This window comes from Rhodocyclus tenuis, from assembly GCF_014197755.1.
GTDB classification, from domain to species: domain Bacteria; phylum Pseudomonadota; class Gammaproteobacteria; order Burkholderiales; family Rhodocyclaceae; genus Rhodocyclus; species Rhodocyclus tenuis.
This window is the reverse complement of record NZ_JACIGE010000013.1, coordinates 14,894-29,551: the sequence shown is the minus strand read 5'-3', so window position 1 is coordinate 29,551 and position 14,658 is coordinate 14,894. Positions and strand designations below refer to the sequence as shown.

General features: G+C 66.3%; 19 protein-coding genes. 1 reads left to right on the top strand and 18 read right to left on the bottom strand.

Translation table 11 applies throughout. The features are described 5' to 3' along the window. Positions 1–130 precede the first annotated feature (130 nt). From GGD90_RS15315 to GGD90_RS15300, 4 genes are all read right to left on the bottom strand, one after another. Positions 131–334: a hypothetical protein gene (locus GGD90_RS15315; RefSeq protein ID WP_153117622.1), complete on the bottom strand. Its 204-nt coding sequence runs from the start codon at positions 332–334 to the stop codon at positions 131–133. Between the two features lie 306 nt (positions 335–640). Further along, the gene (locus GGD90_RS15310) at positions 641–907 is read right to left on the bottom strand and encodes a hypothetical protein (protein ID WP_153117623.1); all 267 of its coding nucleotides are present in this window, start codon (positions 905–907) and stop codon (positions 641–643) included. Between the two features lie 14 nt (positions 908–921). Then, a complete protein-coding gene (locus tag GGD90_RS15305; RefSeq protein WP_153117624.1) occupies positions 922–1,464 on the bottom strand; it encodes a flavodoxin in 543 nt (180 codons plus the stop codon). A 173-nt stretch (positions 1,465–1,637) separates the two neighbouring features. Next, a complete protein-coding gene (locus tag GGD90_RS15300; RefSeq protein WP_153117625.1) occupies positions 1,638–2,561 on the bottom strand; it encodes a LysR family transcriptional regulator in 924 nt (307 codons plus the stop codon). A gap of 96 nt (positions 2,562–2,657) precedes the next feature. On the opposite strand from GGD90_RS15300, the gene GGD90_RS15295 reads away from it, so the two are divergent. Continuing rightward, complete coding sequence (locus tag GGD90_RS15295) at positions 2,658–3,434, top strand: ferredoxin--NADP reductase (RefSeq protein WP_153117626.1); 777 nt, start codon at positions 2,658–2,660, stop codon at positions 3,432–3,434. A 55-nt stretch (positions 3,435–3,489) separates the two neighbouring features. On the opposite strand, the gene draG is transcribed toward GGD90_RS15295, so the two are convergent. The 14 genes from draG to GGD90_RS15225 form a co-directional block, all read right to left on the bottom strand. Next, positions 3,490–4,404, bottom strand: coding sequence for an ADP-ribosyl-[dinitrogen reductase] hydrolase (gene draG / locus GGD90_RS15290; RefSeq protein ID WP_153117627.1), 915 nt, complete (start codon positions 4,402–4,404; stop codon positions 3,490–3,492). A 1-nt stretch (position 4,405) separates the two neighbouring features. Continuing rightward, the gene (locus tag GGD90_RS15285; protein ID WP_153117628.1) at positions 4,406–4,765 is read right to left on the bottom strand and encodes a 2Fe-2S iron-sulfur cluster-binding protein; all 360 of its coding nucleotides are present in this window, start codon (positions 4,763–4,765) and stop codon (positions 4,406–4,408) included. A gap of 48 nt (positions 4,766–4,813) precedes the next feature. Next, the gene (locus GGD90_RS15280; RefSeq protein WP_153117629.1) at positions 4,814–5,101 is read right to left on the bottom strand and encodes a 2Fe-2S iron-sulfur cluster-binding protein; all 288 of its coding nucleotides are present in this window, start codon (positions 5,099–5,101) and stop codon (positions 4,814–4,816) included. A gap of 47 nt (positions 5,102–5,148) precedes the next feature. Next, positions 5,149–6,456 carry an FprA family A-type flavoprotein gene (locus GGD90_RS15275; RefSeq protein WP_228273785.1) on the bottom strand — a complete coding sequence of 436 codons (1,308 nt, stop codon included), beginning with the start codon at positions 6,454–6,456 and terminating at the stop codon, positions 5,149–5,151. Continuing rightward, complete coding sequence (locus tag GGD90_RS15270) at positions 6,425–6,850, bottom strand: ArsC/Spx/MgsR family protein (RefSeq protein WP_153117630.1); 426 nt, start codon at positions 6,848–6,850, stop codon at positions 6,425–6,427. The genes GGD90_RS15275 and GGD90_RS15270 overlap by 32 nt, the downstream gene beginning before the upstream one ends. Positions 6,851–6,861: 11 nt before the next feature. Further along, entirely contained in the window at positions 6,862–7,152 is a 291-nt protein-coding gene (locus GGD90_RS15265; RefSeq protein WP_153117631.1) for a 4Fe-4S dicluster domain-containing protein, read from the bottom strand. Between the two features lie 13 nt (positions 7,153–7,165). Next, positions 7,166–8,770 (bottom strand): nitrogenase cofactor biosynthesis protein NifB, encoded by a 1,605-nt coding sequence (nifB, locus tag GGD90_RS15260; RefSeq protein WP_153117632.1) that lies wholly within the window; start codon positions 8,768–8,770, stop codon positions 7,166–7,168. Positions 8,771–9,004: 234 nt separating this feature from the next. Continuing rightward, complete coding sequence (locus tag GGD90_RS15255; protein WP_153117633.1) at positions 9,005–9,424, bottom strand: ExbD/TolR family protein; 420 nt, start codon at positions 9,422–9,424, stop codon at positions 9,005–9,007. Further along, on the bottom strand, positions 9,421–10,155 hold the full coding sequence (locus GGD90_RS15250; protein ID WP_153117634.1) for a MotA/TolQ/ExbB proton channel family protein: 735 nt from the start codon (positions 10,153–10,155) through the stop codon (positions 9,421–9,423). Before GGD90_RS15250 ends, GGD90_RS15255 begins: the two co-directional genes overlap by 4 nt. Positions 10,156–10,157: 2 nt before the next feature. Then, a complete protein-coding gene (locus GGD90_RS15245; RefSeq protein ID WP_153117635.1) occupies positions 10,158–10,886 on the bottom strand; it encodes an energy transducer TonB in 729 nt (242 codons plus the stop codon). Further along, on the bottom strand, positions 10,883–11,827 hold the full coding sequence (locus GGD90_RS15240) for a substrate-binding domain-containing protein (protein WP_228273786.1): 945 nt from the start codon (positions 11,825–11,827) through the stop codon (positions 10,883–10,885). The genes GGD90_RS15245 and GGD90_RS15240 overlap by 4 nt, the downstream gene beginning before the upstream one ends. Beyond that, positions 11,811–12,605, bottom strand: a complete 795-nt coding sequence (locus GGD90_RS15235; protein WP_153117636.1) for an ABC transporter ATP-binding protein — start codon at positions 12,603–12,605, stop codon at positions 11,811–11,813. The genes GGD90_RS15240 and GGD90_RS15235 overlap by 17 nt, the downstream gene beginning before the upstream one ends. Continuing rightward, complete coding sequence (locus GGD90_RS15230) at positions 12,605–13,657, bottom strand: FecCD family ABC transporter permease (RefSeq protein ID WP_228273787.1); 1,053 nt, start codon at positions 13,655–13,657, stop codon at positions 12,605–12,607. The genes GGD90_RS15235 and GGD90_RS15230 overlap by 1 nt, the downstream gene beginning before the upstream one ends. Next, the gene (locus GGD90_RS15225) at positions 13,638–14,654 is read right to left on the bottom strand and encodes an ABC transporter substrate-binding protein (protein ID WP_153117638.1); all 1,017 of its coding nucleotides are present in this window, start codon (positions 14,652–14,654) and stop codon (positions 13,638–13,640) included. Before GGD90_RS15225 ends, GGD90_RS15230 begins: the two co-directional genes overlap by 20 nt. Between the last annotated feature and the right edge of the window lie 4 nt (positions 14,655–14,658).

The window sequence follows — 14,658 nt, the reverse complement described above, 5'->3', positions numbered from 1 at the left end:
GAACTCCTGCGCCAGTTGCTTAACGAAATTCCGGACAAGTCCGGGTGATTTCGCCGCGACCCCCCGTCGCCGGCGTTTTCTTCCATCCGCCAGGCCCACCCCGGTCGGAATCTTGTGCGCTCCAGATTGCCTAGAGCGCGTAATCCACTACATAACGGTACTGCTTGCCACAATGCAGAATGACTTCTTTCTGTCCGCGTCGCAGGATGCGCATTTCAACCCTGATTTCGGCATAGCCGTCGTGCGCAAAAGCTTCGTTGTAGAGATCGTTCAGCTTGGCAAGCACGGTAGCGTTAGCAGCCATGAGTGATGGTGACCGGGTGCTTGCTTCCACGCTTTTGCTTTCCTTTCGCTCGGTTGATGAATCGTGGTTTTGTCGGCTTACAGGGCAAGGCCGTCACCGACGCTGCCGAGCAGAACGCACCACAGCAGAGCGCCGACAAGCACGAGATTGCCGATGATGCTATTCATGATGGTGCTCGCTGTAAGTGATAACGGTTCTCATATTAGAAGTCGTTTGAATTTGTGTCAACGAGAAATATTCGCATTTAATGCTGGGCGGAACAGCAAGTTCTGCGAATGTTTCCGCGTCGTTTGATCTCCTGGGCGAGCGAGACGCGGAAGCACCGCAGAAAACTGCCTAGTGCAAGCAGTGACAGGCTTTCTCGGCGGGTGCGGCATCCTGCGCGAAGTGTTCGGCCTGCGCCGCGCGCCAGTCGACGAGCAGCTTTTCCGACATTTCACGTACGGCAGCGGAGACGCCCGTGGCGCTGCGCAACTCAGTCAGGTGCTGGATGACGGCGCGCATGCGGCCACGGCAGACGCCGATGGTCGCGGCGCGCGACAGCAGGTAAAAGGTGCGGACGAGTACCTGTTCGTCATTGGTGCTGGCGTTTGTCGTGTTCATGGTGGTGGTTCCCTTTAAAGTGAAAGCTGGAAATCGGCGGCGATCGACTTCAACCAGTCGTCGATGCGTGCTTCGGTGAGGTCCTTCTGGTTGTCAAGGTCCAGTGCGAGGCCGACGAAACGTCCGTCGACGACCGCATTCGAGTGCTTGAAGTCGTAGCCGGTAACGGGCCATGAGCCGACCACGCGCGCTCCCTTGTCGATCGCGAATTCGTAGAGTTCGAACAACGCGTCGACAAACTCGGTGCGGTACGCCACCTGATCGCCCAGGCCAAACAGGGCAACGGTCTTGCCCGAAAGGTCGATGTCGTCGAGTCGCTCGATGGCCTCTTCCCAGCTTTCGTCGTTGCAATCGGCAGACATGCCGGGTAACTGCCCTTCACCCAGCGTCGGCGTGCCAAGGATCAGGAGCGGGTAAGCCTCAAGGTCTTCGCGGCTGGCCTTGTTGATGTTGACCGGATCGGCCATCGTCGTCTCGTCGAAGCGTTTCCTGATCATTTTTGCGACGCGGCGGGTGTTACCGGTATTGCTGCCGTAGAAAATTCCGATGCGAGGCATTTCAGACTCCTGTTGTCGAGGGAATGAGGCTCGGGATGATTGAACAACTGCATGGACTAGTGCTAATGATAATCATTCGCAACAAAAAAGTGAACGGCAGCGCGCAGCAAGTTTGCAGATGCGGCGCGCCTGTCCTGGATGTTGCGGCGTGGCAGAGGCGGAACTGCCTCAGCTCAGAGGGTGAACGGCATCGGCAGCTGTTTGGTGCTCGCCGCCTGGCGGGTGAGTTCGCGGCATAGCTGCAGAAAGCCTGCCACCGCTGCGCTCTGATGCCGTTGCCGGTGGCGCGCGAAGTGGAAGCTGCGGCGCATATCGAACTGCGGCGTGGCGATTTCGATGAGGCTGCGGCGCCGCAGGGCTTCGCGCAGCGCCAGCCGCGACAGGCAGGCGATGCCGAGGCCGGCCTCGACGGCGCGCTTGATCGCCTCGGTGTGCTCGAGTTCCAGGCGCAGCTTCAGGGTCGCGAGTTGCGGCGCGACGATGCGGTCGAACTGGCTGCGCGTTCCCGAACCGCGCTCGCGCAGGATCCAGTCCTGCCGTGCCAGCGTCTCGTTGTCGGCGCTGCCCGCCGTGGCCAGCGCATGGCCGGGGGCGCAGAAGACCACCAGTTCGTCTTCGAGCCAGCGTTCGACGAGCAGCTCGGGGTGGCTGACGTCGCCCTCGATCAGGCCGACGTCGCAGTCGAAGCGCAGCAGGCGCTCGACGATCGCGTCGGTATTGGCGACGTGCAGTTCGACGGCCGATTCCGGGTGCTGCTGCATGTATTCGGCGAGCAGCAGGGTGGCGAGATAGTTGCCGATGGTCAGCGTCGCGCCGACATTGAGCGGCCCCAGCCGGCCACCGGCCAGCCGGGTTTCGACATCCTGCGCCTGCGCCAGCAGTGCATCGACCGCCGGCAGCAGTCCGCGGCCGGTCAAGTTGAGATGCAGCGACTTGCCGATGCGGTCGAAAAGCGGGCAGTCGAACAGCCTTTCCAGCTCGACCAGCGCGCTGCTCGCCGCCGATTGCGACATGTGCAGGTGCTTGGCGGCGCGCGAGACGTTTTCGGTGCGCGCAATCGCGCCGAATATTTCGAGTTGGCGCAGGGTGATCTTCATATCGGCTCAGTCGCTTATCGATAGAGAAATTATCCGCTTCTGCAAGTAAAAGGCGAGCGCTAGCATGCGGCCATCGTCAATCGTCCGGAGACACCCATGAGCACGCTCGCGCCAGCCACCGTTCTGTCCGTCCATCACTGGAACGACAATCTGTTCAGCTTCCGCACGACGCGCGATCCGGGAATGCGTTTCATCAACGGCCAGTTCGTGATGATCGGGCTGGAAGTGAATGGCCGCCCGCTGCTGCGCGCCTACAGCATCGCCAGCCCTAATTACGAAGAGCACCTCGAGTTCTTCAGCATCAAGGTGCCCGATGGCCCGCTCACTTCACGCCTGCAGCACCTCAAACCCGACGATCAATTGCTGATCAGCCGCAAGCCGACCGGCACGCTGGTGCTGCGCGACCTCAAGCCCGGCAAGCGCCTGTTCCTGTTTGCCACCGGCACCGGCCTGGCGCCGTTCATGAGCCTGATCCACGATCCCGAAACCTATGAGCGTTTCGAGAAGATCATCCTCATCCATGGCGTGCGCCGGACCAATGAACTGGCTTACCACGACTACATCGCGAACGATCTGCGCGAGCACGAATACCTGGGCGAGGAAATCCGCGACAAGCTGATCTACTACCCGACGGTGACACGCGAGCCTTTCCGCAATCAGGGCCGGCAGACCGAGTTGATCGTCTCCGGCAAGCTTTTCGCCGACATCGGCGAAGCGCCGCTCGACCCGGCCAGCGACCGCGCCATGATCTGCGGCGGCCCGGCGATGCTCAAGGAAATCTCGGCGCTGCTCGATGCGCGCGGTTTCGCCATTTCGCCGCACATCGGTGCCACCGGCGATTACGTCATCGAACGCGCATTCGTCGAGCAGTAAGCCAGGGCGGTCACTGGCCCACGGCGGGCCTCGCCGCCGCTACCCGTGCTGCGAGCTAATCGGCAACAGCCTCGCCGTAGCGTTCGCCGGCCAGTGCGATAAGCGTGCGCGCCTGCGTGCGCACGGCGGTGAAGATTTTCGGGTCGAGCGCCGCCAGCCAGCGCGTTGGCGGCAGCGAGGGGTAGTGCAGGGCGCAGGCCATCATGCCGGCGATAGCGCCGGTGGTGTCGGCGTCGCCGCCGCGGTTGACGACATCGACCAGGCATTCCTCGATGTTGGCCGTGTCGAGCAGTGCCTGCAGCACCGCCTGCATCGTCTCGACGATCCAGCCGCTGGGGTTCTCGAGATGCTTCGCGCGCAGGGTGAATTCCGGCCACGCTGCGAGAAAAGGCGCGATGCGGCGGCGATAGATCGTCTGCAGCGGGCAACCGCGCATGCCTTCCTGGATGACGAAGGCGATCAGTTCGGCAGCGGCGTCCGACTGCGGGTTGTTGTGCGTGACGTGCGCCTGCGCGCGCACGGCGGCGCGTACTTCGTCGTCACTGGCGCCGAAGGTGACCAGTGCCACCGGCAGTACGCGCATCGCTGCGCCATTACCGGCGTCGTTCGCTGACGGCGGGGCTTCCGGCCTGCCGGTCTGGCGGAACTGGATCAGGTTGCGGCGTACGGTATTGCCGATGTCGACCGGCTTCGCGCGCATCCAGCCGTCGAGCGCCTGCGCGCAAGCCAGCGGCTCAACCTCGCCGCTGCTGGCGATGATCGCCTCACCGAGCGCCAGCGACATCGTCGTGTCGTCGGTGACGCTGCCGGAACGCAGATGCAACCAGCCGCCACCGCGGATTTCGCGATGTACACGGTACTGCGCCGCGATTTCTCGCGGCGTCATGAACTCAACCGTCGCGCCGAGCGCGTCGCCGAGCGCGAGGCCGAGATAGACTGCTTCGGCGCGTGCGACGCGTTCTTTTTTCACATCAGCGGCTGGGGTATTCGACGATGATGTCCTCGTCGCGCATGACCATCTGGCAGGCCAGACGCCATTCGGTCGGCATCAGGTCATCGACACGCATCTGGTCGATCTGCGCCTGCGTGATCTTGCCCATTTCCTTGAGTACCTTGGTTTCATGTTCGGTCAGCGGGTGCGCCATGCGCTTCTTGCGGTCGATGCTGAAAACCTTGACCAGACAGGTGCCACATTCGCCGTTGCCGCAGCCGAAGTCGATCGGGATGTGGTTTTCCTTGGCGATTTCGAGAATCGTCTGCTTGTGGCTGCCGGCGACGGCATAGACCGTCTTGTCTTTGTGCAGCGGGCTGCTGAAGGTGATATTGGCCATGCTGATGCTCCCCTGATTTGTAGGTGGGTGAAATTTACTGCGGGCTTGTTACGCGGGCTTGACGACGATTTCACCACCAAGTACCTGCGCCTGGCAGGCCAGACGGTGATTGCGCGGCGCCATATTGTCCTTGAGCACCTGGTCTTCGAGGACCGAAGGCGCGGCAAGGTGTTCACCACCGGAGACGACGCGCGTCAGGCAGGTGCAGCATTCGCCTTCGCGGCAGCCGTAGGTGATGCCGGCACCGACCTTTTCCGAAACTTCGATCAGGCGCGTACCGGCGGGGACGATGACGGTGACGCCAACGTCTTCGAAGGTGACTTTTGCTTTGGGCATGTGGGCTTCCGGGGGAGTGGTGGTGATCGGGAAGTGGGAAGTGGGGGCTAGCTGAGTTCGGCGAGGTCGATCACCGGTTTCTTTTCCTGCCGGCCGGTGAGATGCAGCGCGAGGTCGCGGCCGAAACGGCGGCAGACTTCGAGTTCGTCTTCGGTCGGAATCAGCTTGACGCGCAGGCCCTTGACGGGCACGCGCAGCTTCAGGCCGCGCAGTCGGTCCTCGATCAGCGGCATCGCTTCACCGCTCCAGCCGTAGGAGCCGAAGGCGGCGGCCAGCTTGCCGCGCACATTGACGCGCGTCAGCGAGGAGAGCAGGTCCCACACCGGCTTCACTGCGTCGCCGTTGATCGTCGGGCTGCCGAAGACGAGGCCGTCGGCTTCCTCGATCAGGTCGACGAAAGGCAGGATGTCGCCGCCTTCGATGTCGTAGAGCGAGACGCGCACGTCGTCGACTTCCTCGGCGCCGGCGGCGATCGATTCGGCCATGCGCCGCGTGTTGCCGTAGGCCGAGAGATAGAAGACGAGCAGGGTGCGTGTCGCTGCCGCCTCGTTGGTCAGCGTGCTGCCGCACATCTCGCGGTAGCGGCGCACGTAGTGGCGCGGCGTATGGCGCAGGATCGGTCCGTGCGCCGGCGCGATCACCTTGAACGGCAGCGGCTCGATCTGGTCGAGCGCGTCGCGCATGTGCTCGCGGAAGGGGCGCATGATCGAGCCGTAATAGCTCTCGAACGAGAAACGGAAGTCGCCGACGGCGTCGTTAAAGAGGCGCGTGTCGCAGAAATGGCAGCCGAAAACGTCGCCCGAGAAGAGGATGCCTTCATCTTCGACCCAGGTGCACTGCGTGTCCGGCCAGTGCAGGAAGGGCGTATGCAGGAAGGAGAGCGAGCGCTTGCCGAGCGAGATGCGGTCGCCACCGCCGACGGCGAGATAGTCGAGCACGCGCGAACCGCTGTGCTGGTCGTCTTCATTGCTGCTGCCCTTGAGCAAGCCCTTGAGCATCATCGGCGCGCGCGTCGAGATCACCAGCCTCGCTTGCGGCGCCCGGCGCATCAGTTCAGGCAGCGCGCCCGAGTGGTCGGGTTCGAGGTGGTTGAGGACGATGTAGCGGATTTCCTCGTAGTCGGCGACCGATTCGAAGCGCGAGAAGAACTGCCCGGCGAAAGCTTCCTTGACCGTGTCGATCACCGCCACACCCTCGCTGCCGCGCACCACGTAGGCGTTGTAGGTGGTGCCGTTGGCCGTGCGCAGGATCAGGTCGAAAGCGCGCAGGTCGGGGTCGAAGGCACCGATCCAGTGCACATCGTTGCCGATCTCGATGGCGCTGTCAGTCGCCGCAGCGGAGAGCATCAGGTTCATGGTCGTGTTGGCAGCGGTCGATGTTGGACGGAACCTCGATGCCCGGCAGGCCGATCCAGGCGTCGATCGCCGCGGCGTCGAAACCGACGCGCCGCTCGTCGCCAACCTGCAGCAGCGGCCGCCGGATCAGCAAGGGTTCGGCCAGCAGCGCGGTGAGCGCCTCATCGGCCGACAGCGCCTCGGGAACGATGCGCCCTTCCTTGACCGCTGGCGCGCTGCGGTTGAACCACTCGGCGACCGGCAGCGGGCCGAGGAAAGCGAGCAGTTGCTCGCGCGTCCACGGCTCGTGACGGATATCGCGCACGCTCAGGGTGTGGCCGGCAGCGCTGAGCAGCACTTTCTGCCTGGCGTTGCCTTTGCAGCCGGTCTTTTCGAGAAAAACGATATGCGCCATCGGGACCTTTCCTATTTGCCGACAACTTCGCTCGGGCTCGCCGCGGCAACCAGCGCGGCGAGCGCTGGCGGCAGACCGGTCAGCGAACCGGGCGGGTTGAGTTCGCGGCCAAGCTCGTCGAGGATCGCGCCTTCAACCGGGCAGATCGACGCGCACTGCGGATCGTCGTAGTCACCGGCGCACTCGTTGCAGAGGTCGGCGACGATCAGGAAATGTGGCGCCGCGGCGACGATCGCCTTGTTCGGGCACAGCGGCAGACAGGCCTGGCAACTCGTGCAGCTGTCGATGATTTCCAGTGCCATGAACGATCTCCGCTCAGGCGCGGCGCAGTTGCGGCGCCGGCGCGTTGAGCCGGCCGCTGGCGGCGAGTTCCTGCCAGGTGGCGAGAACGGCTTCCTCGATCGGTTCGAGCGCGCGTTCGCTGTTCGGCGTGATGCCGGCCTCTTCGAGCGCGCGCCAGGGGTCGATGCCGATGCGCGAGCAGAGAATGACTTCGCAGCCGGCCAGTGCGCGCAGGGTTTTCGTGAGCTTGCTCTCGCCGTCGTCGCCACAGCTGTCTTCGCCGGCGCAATAGAGGTCGACGCCGCGCCGGCCGATGAAGCGCACGCCGGCTGCCGAGGCTTCATAGACGAGGAATTCGCGTGCGTGGCCGAAGTGCTGGTTGATGATGCCGCCGCCTTCGGTGGCGACGGCGATCAGCGCCGGGCGCGGCTGCGCCGGCGGCGCCGAGGGCGTTGTGGCAGCCGCCAGCGCGATGCTGGTGACCGGCGCGTCGCTGCTCGTTGCCGGCGCCGTTTCCTTGCCGTTCGCCGGCCGCGGGTGCAGCGCGATCACCTGCTTGATCTTCGCTGCCGGTGGCACGGCGTGGGCGCGCGCCTTCTTCTCGGCGGCCTCGGCCTCGATCTTCGCGCGGTAGGCGACGCGGCGTGCCAGCGCTGCTTCATGGTCGATTTCCATGCCGGCGATCTTCGCCAGCGAGAATTCGCTGCTGCGGTCCTCGCCAAGCAGGCCGACGGCGTCGGCGCGGCACTGGCGGCAGTGCCGCATCATGTTCATGTCGCCGGCGCACTCGTCCTGCAGGGCTTGCAGCTCCTGCGGCGACGGGCTGCGCTGGCCGGTCAGGCCGAAATAGGTGCCGTGCTCGGGCGCCGCGATCAGCGGCATGACGTTGTGCAGGAAGGCACCCTTGGCACGTACGTGACGCGAGACTTCGGCCAGATGCTGGTCATTGATTCCCGGAATCATCACCGAATTGACCTTCACCAGGATGCCGCGCTCGACCAGCATCTCGAGGCCCTTCTGTTGCTGGGCGATGAGGATTTCTGCGGCTTCGCGGCCGCGCACGCGGCGGTGGTTCCAGAAGATCCACGGGTAGATTTTGGCGCCGATGTCGGGGTCGAGGCAGTTGATGGTGATGGTGACGTGATCGACCTTGAGGCGAGCGAGTTCCTCGACATGCTCGGGCAGGGCGAGGCCGTTGGTCGACACACACAGCTTGAGGTCGGGCGCCTTGACGGCGAGTTCGCGGAAGACGGCGAAAGTGCGTTCCGGGTTGGCCAGGGGGTCGCCGGGGCCGGCGATGCCGAGCACCGACATCTGCGGGATGGCGGCAGCGACGGCGAGCGTCTTCAGCACCGCCTGATCGGGCGTCAGCACTTCGGAAACGACACCCGGACGCGATTCGTTGGAACAGTCGAACTTGCGATTACAGTAATTGCACTGGATGTTGCAGGCCGGCGCGACGGCCGCGTGCATGCGCGCGAAGTGGTGATGCGCGCCTTCGGAATAGCAGGGGTGTTCGGCGACCTTGCGCCGGACGTCTTCGCCGAGGGCATCAAGGCCGGGGGCGCCGCTGCCACAGCCGCCGCCGCTACCACTACAGCTGCCCGAACCAGACTGGCCGGTGAGGTGATGATCCATATTGCTCTCCCGCATGCAAGGATGTCGGGAGTGATTTAGCAATGCCCGTGCCTGCTTTCCGGAGATTCATTAAGCGTTTGATCCGTATAAGGTATTTGATGATGTGCCGGTCGCCGCCAAAACACCTGTCGCTAACCGTACAGCGCCGCCGTAACGCTTTTGTGCGGCTCGCGACAGAAATGTACGGCGCGTGCAGGCAGGGCGTGGCGATCGCGGCTAATGATCGTGCGCCGCTCAGCGTTCCGGGTCGCTGACGAAGCCGATGCGGCCGATGCCGCCGCGCGAAGCAATGGCCATTGCCCGCGCCACATGTTCGTAAGCGGCGCGGCGGTCGGCGTGGATGCGCAGCTCGACCTCGGCATCGCGCGCCACCGCCTGCGCGACGTAGTCGGCCAGCTCCGACGCCGCCAGTGGATTGTTCTGCCAGTAGAGTTCGCCCTTGGCGCCGATATCGAGTTCAACGTGCGCCGGTGGCGGCGGTTTCGTCGCGCTGCTGACGCGCGGCAGTTCGATGGTGACGGCGTGTGTCAGCCAGGGCGAGGCGATCATCACGATTACCAGCAGCACCAGCATGACGTCGATCAGTGGCACCAGATTGAGCTCGGCGCGCGCCGGGCCGAAGCTGTCTTCGTGCTGCCGGTAGCGTCGCGTCATGTCGCCTCCCGGCTGACGCCAAGCGGCCAGGCGGGAGCGCCCTGACCGGCTTGCGGTGCCGCCACGCCGCTCGCCAGCAGGCTCTGCAGTTCCTCGCCGAAATCCTCAAGTTCGGCCGTGGCGAGGCGGCCGCTACGCACGAAGGCGTTGTGCGCCAACGCGGCCGGGATGGCGACGGCGAGGCCGATGGCGGTCATGATCAGACTCTCGGCGACCGGCCCGGCGACACGTTCGATGCCTCCCTGTCCGCTCTGGCCGATCGCCAGCAGCGCGTGGTAGATGCTGCAGACTGTGCCGAACAGGCCGACGAAGGGCGCGGTCGAGGCAATTGCCGCCAGCGTGCTGAGGCCGCTCTCCAGCGCGACGCGGGCTTTTGCCGTTTCGCGATAGACGGCGCGCTCGATGAATTCGCCACCCGCTGCCGAGGCGAGATCACCGCCGCCCAGACGCCAGCGCCGGCCAGCGGCAAAGGCCGCGGCGGCGACCCTGGCAGCGGCCGGGCTGCTGTCATCGGTGTCGGCCGGCAGTTGCCGCTCGCACTCGCCCACCGTGCGGCACTGCCGGAAAACCGCCAGGAAGCGGCCCTGTCGGCGGGTATCGAGCAGCGTGCGCAGGCCCTTGCCGAGGATCTGATACCAGGACAGCAACGACATCAGCAGCAGCAGTGCGAGGACGACACGGGCCAGCGTGTCGGCGCCGGCAAGAAAATGAAGAAGGCCGGAATCTGCCATGCTTAGCTCCGCAAGTTGAAGGAAATGGGGACCAGAACGCGCGCGGCGACCGCCTCGCCGCCTTGCCGCGCCGGCAGGAACTGCCAATGACGAACGGCGGCGAGCGCGGCGTCGTCGAGCCGCTCGTAGCCGCTGCTGCGCTGCACGTCAATGTCCAGCGGCAGGCCATCGCGCGAGACGAGGACGCGCAGGACGACCAGCCCGGCCTCGCCGCGTTCGCGCGCCGTGCGCGGATAGGCCGGCGGCGGGTTTTTCAGGTAATCGGCGTCAAAGCGCGGCGGCGACACTTTGCCGGCGGGGGCGGCTTCGGCGCTTGCCGTCGCGGCGGCGCTTTCCGTAGCCGCCGCGTTGCTGACGCTCGCCGCGACGGTCGCGGCCGCTGGCGCCGGCGCAGCCGTGCTGGTCAGCGGTGGGCTCGGGCTTTCCGCTGCCGGCCTTTTCGGCACCGCTTGCGTTTTCGGCGTCGGCACCGGCATCGGCGGCAGTGGCCGGATGGCTTTCTCGGCGGGGGCGGTGGCCGCAGCGTCGATCCACTCGGCAACGAGCACTGCCGGCGTTGATCCGCTGGCCGGCGAGATCAGCCCGGTCGGCAACAGGGCCAGCAGCGAGGCGTGGCCAGCGACGACGAGCACGCCAATCAGCCGGTTCAGCGAAGCCGGCGAGCGTTTTCGCGGCGCAGTCGGCTGGCGTTCTGCGGCGACAGCCCGGGCTGAATCGACCAGACTGCTCATCGCGAATCCTCTGCGCTGCCGGCAACTGCCGCTGCCGGCAGCGGGAATATCCACGGCCCGCCAGCGGCGTGATCGGCCGCCAGCAGATCGCGCTGGCCTGCGCTGCCGAGCAGGTAGTCGGCCAGCCGGTGCGCGCGTTCGCGTCGGGCGGTGTCGGCCGGGTGGCGTGGTCCCGGTTCGACGACAACATAGACGCGGCGCATCGCCGGATCGCCGGCGAGCAGCACGCGCGTGCCGGTCGACGGCATCTTGCCGAAGGCGACGGGAATGTGGCCGACGACGGCGTAGGCGCCGTGGCGCGCAGCGGCGACGAGCACGTCCTGCGGCCGCTCGCCGTCGTCGAAAAGCTGCTGCCGCGGGCCGGGTTTGCGGCCGGCAGTGCGGAACAGCGCGTGCGTGATGGTGAAACTGCCCGGATCGCGGAAGCCCATCAGCGGCGCGTCGGCGGCGACGATACGCCGGATCGCCTCGGCGCCGTTGGCGACGCCGCGCACGCCGGCCGGGTCCGCCAGCGGGCCGACGATGACGTGTTCGTTGAATGCCCAGGCGCGCAGCGGTGCTGCGTCGCCGGCAGCGAGTAGGGCGTAGGCTTCGTCGCTGCCGTGGATGATCAGCAGGTCGGCTTCGCCAGCGCGGAACAGCGGAACGACGCCTTCCTTCGGCGCGGCGCCGACGGTTTCGATGCTCAGCCCCGTGGCCTGTTCGGCCAGCGCGGCAAGCGCCGGCCAGACGCCGCACAGCACCAGACCGCCGACCACGGCGACGCGCACCGGGGGCGTGGCAGCCGGTGTCGCGGCTGGCGATTCGACGCTGGCGGTCGCCGCCGCGGCGATCTGCGCCAGCAGCAGCGTTGCCAGCAGCAGCGCTAGCAACTGCCGGGCGAGTCGGCGGGGGGGGCCGGCGGGCGCCGGCATTTGCCGTCGATCAGTGTGCGTGCGCATCGTTCATCCTGGGTTTTGCGCGCACGCTGATCGTGCCGCTGAGCGGGTCCTGCGTCAGCCGCTCGGGGTCGATGCGGTAGAGCGCGGCAACGGCGGCCGGCGTCAGCACCTGTGCGGCCGCGCCATCGGCGGTGATGGCGCCGTTTTCGAGAACGACGACGCGGTTCGAGCCCATGACGACATGCGCCGGGTTGTGCGTGGTCATGAGAATGCCGAAACCGGCTTCGCTCAGTTCGAGCAGGCAGTCGAGCAGACGCAGCTGGTGGCCGAAATCGAGTCCGTTGCCCGGCTCGTCCATGATCAGCAGGCGGGCGCCCTGCGCCAGTGCGCGCGCGATCAGCGCCAGCTGCCGTTCGCCGCCGGAAACCTCGGTGTATGGGCGGTCGGCCAGCCGGCTGATGCCCATCCGGGCGAGCACCTCGGTAACGTGCGCGTGGTCTTCGGCGCCCGGTGCGCGGAACAGGCTGCCGCTCGGCAGGCGGCCGAGCAGAACCACTTCGCGCACCGTGTAGGGAAAGGGCGCGGCGTGGCCTTGCGGCACGTAGGCGATTTGCGTCGCCACTGCGCGTCGGGTAAAGGCGCCGATCGGGCGGCCGGCAAGCAGCACCTCGCCGACTGACGGCTTGATCAGGCCGAGCAGCAGGCGCAGCAGGGTGCTCTTGCCGGCGCCGTTGCTGCCGAGCAGGCAGACGAGTTCGCCTGGCGCCAGATCGAGGTCGACGCCGGCGAGGATGATCTTGCGACCGTAGTGGAAATGCAGTTGGCGGGCTTGCAGCATCACGTCACCCAGCTGCGCCGGGCGCGGTGCAGCACGAGCAGGAAGGCGGGGATGCCGAGCAGCTCGGTGACGATGCCGATCGGGATTTCGGTTTCCGACAGGTTGCGCGCAATGCCATCGGCGAGCAGCAGGAAGATCGCGCCCAAGCAGGCGCTGGCCGGCAGCAGGCGGACGTTGCCCGGACCGGTGAGCAGGCGCGCGACGTGCGGCACCAGCAGGCCGACCCAGCCGATGATTCCGGAGAGCGACACGGTCAGCGCCGACACCAGCGTTGCCGCGGCGATGACGCCGTAGCGCACGGCGGTGACCGGCACGCCGAGCGCGCGCGCCTCGTCGTCGCCCATCGCCAGCGCGTCGAGCGCGCGGCCGAGGCTGGCGAGGAAAACGATGCCGACCAGCATCGGCACCGCCAGCCGGCCGATGTCGCCAAGCTCGGCCATCGCCAGGCTGCCCATCAGCCAGTACACGATCGCCGGCAGCTGGTTGTACGGGTCGGCGAGATACTTGATCAGCGACAGGATGGCCGTGAACAGCGAGCCGCTGATGATGCCGCCGAGCACCAGCATGACCAGCGAGTGTCCGAACAGCGCGGCGATACCGACGCCGACGCCGACCGCCGCGACGCCCATGGCGAACGCCGCCAGCTGCATCACCCACCAGTTGCCCGAGAGCAGCATGCCGAGCGCGGCGCCGGCCGCTGCGCCGGCGAGAACGCCGAGCAGCCCGGGTGAAACCAGCGGATTGCGGAATACCGACTGGAAGGCGGCACCGGAAACCGCCAGCCCGGCACCGACCAAAACCGCCGCGAGCACACGCGGCAGGCGGATGTCGACGATCAGGTTGTGCAGCAGCGCCTGTCGTTCCGGCTCCATTTCGGCAAAGCCGCCGGCGGCGAGGAAGTACTGCACTACCTCGCTCGGCGCCAGCGGATAGCGTCCGTAGGCCAGCGCCAGCAGCATCGCCGCCGCCACCATGAGCAGGAGCGGTCCCGGCCAGGAGAAGCCGGGCAGCGGCCGTGGCGGCGGCAGTGCTTCAGCGGAAGAGCGCGTCAATCTCGGCATCGCTCAGGCTGACGCCGAGGAAACGCTGGTAGAACTCACGTGTTTCGCGGCGCAACTCGAAGGGATAGGCCTGCGGATAGAACTGGTTGGCCAGCCACTGGATGCCGAGGACGCGCATGATTGATGGCGGCCGGTCGATCCAGTTGTGCGGCCAGCGCGGCACCACCAGCACGCGTCCGGCCTGTACCGCCTTGACGCCGCGCCAGCGCGCGTCCTTGCCGACGCTGGCGACGAAATTGCGGTCCTGCGCGATGATGATGTCCGGCGCGAAGGCCAGCACCTGTTCGATGCTGACCCGCTCCATACCCATGTGGTCCTTGGGCTCGCAGCGGAAAACGTTATAGCCGCCGGCGAGTTCAATCGCTTCGGTGTGGAATGAGCGGTGACAGTCGGTGGCCAGACCGTCCGGGCCTTCGGCGTAGTAGACGCGTGGCCGCTGCGCTTCCGGGACCGCGTTGACCACCTTGCCGACGCGTGCCAGCACCTGCTCGACGGCACGCGCTTCCTCTTCCGCCTTGGCCTCGTGGCCGAGCAGGCGGCCGGTAAAGCGCAAGGCTGCCGGCCATTCGGCCGTGGTGTCGAGCTGGACGAAAACCACCGGCAGACCGATGCGGGCAAAGGCCGACTCGATGCGCGCCTGGTCGATGAACGGGCTCTTCCACGCCAGCGCCACATCCGGCTTCTGCATCAGCACGCTTTCCGGATTCATCTGCTGGCCCATGCCGAACACGCCGCCGACCACCGGCAGACCGCGCAGGCGTTCGGGGAAGTACGGGCGCGCTTCGGGCGGTACCGGGAAGGACAGCCCGAGCATCGTTTCCGGGGCAACGGCGTGCAGCAGCACGTTGAGCGGCGGCGCGGCGCCGAAAACGCGTTCGATGCGATCGGGAATGACGACGTGGCGCCCGGCCATGTCGGTGATTTCGCGCGCCTGCGCGCCGAGACTCAGCGTCAATGCGGCGAGCAGGGTAACAAGCAATCGGTTCATGCTG

Coding starts and splice junctions, on each gene's coding strand:
- GGD90_RS15310 (WP_153117623.1), bottom strand. CDS start 907: ATGAACACGACAAACGCCAGCACCAATGACGAACAGGTACTCGTCCGC.
- GGD90_RS15305 (WP_153117624.1), bottom strand. CDS start 1,464: ATGCCTCGCATCGGAATTTTCTACGGCAGCAATACCGGTAACACCCGC.
- GGD90_RS15300 (WP_153117625.1), bottom strand. CDS start 2,561: ATGAAGATCACCCTGCGCCAACTCGAAATATTCGGCGCGATTGCGCGC.
- GGD90_RS15295 (WP_153117626.1), top strand. CDS start 2,658: ATGAGCACGCTCGCGCCAGCCACCGTTCTGTCCGTCCATCACTGGAAC.
- GGD90_RS15285 (WP_153117628.1), bottom strand. CDS start 4,765: ATGGCCAATATCACCTTCAGCAGCCCGCTGCACAAAGACAAGACGGTC.
- GGD90_RS15280 (WP_153117629.1), bottom strand. CDS start 5,101: ATGCCCAAAGCAAAAGTCACCTTCGAAGACGTTGGCGTCACCGTCATC.
- GGD90_RS15275 (WP_228273785.1), bottom strand. CDS start 6,456: ATGAACCTGATGCTCTCCGCTGCGGCGACTGACAGCGCCATCGAGATC.
- GGD90_RS15270 (WP_153117630.1), bottom strand. CDS start 6,850: ATGGCGCATATCGTTTTTCTCGAAAAGACCGGCTGCAAAGGCAACGCC.
- GGD90_RS15265 (WP_153117631.1), bottom strand. CDS start 7,152: ATGGCACTGGAAATCATCGACAGCTGCACGAGTTGCCAGGCCTGTCTG.
- nifB (WP_153117632.1), bottom strand. CDS start 8,770: ATGGATCATCACCTCACCGGCCAGTCTGGTTCGGGCAGCTGTAGTGGT.
- GGD90_RS15255 (WP_153117633.1), bottom strand. CDS start 9,424: ATGACGCGACGCTACCGGCAGCACGAAGACAGCTTCGGCCCGGCGCGC.
- GGD90_RS15250 (WP_153117634.1), bottom strand. CDS start 10,155: ATGGCAGATTCCGGCCTTCTTCATTTTCTTGCCGGCGCCGACACGCTG.
- GGD90_RS15245 (WP_153117635.1), bottom strand. CDS start 10,886: ATGAGCAGTCTGGTCGATTCAGCCCGGGCTGTCGCCGCAGAACGCCAG.
- GGD90_RS15240 (WP_228273786.1), bottom strand. CDS start 11,827: ATGCGCACGCACACTGATCGACGGCAAATGCCGGCGCCCGCCGGCCCC.
- GGD90_RS15235 (WP_153117636.1), bottom strand. CDS start 12,605: ATGCTGCAAGCCCGCCAACTGCATTTCCACTACGGTCGCAAGATCATC.
- GGD90_RS15225 (WP_153117638.1), bottom strand. CDS start 14,654: ATGAACCGATTGCTTGTTACCCTGCTCGCCGCATTGACGCTGAGTCTC.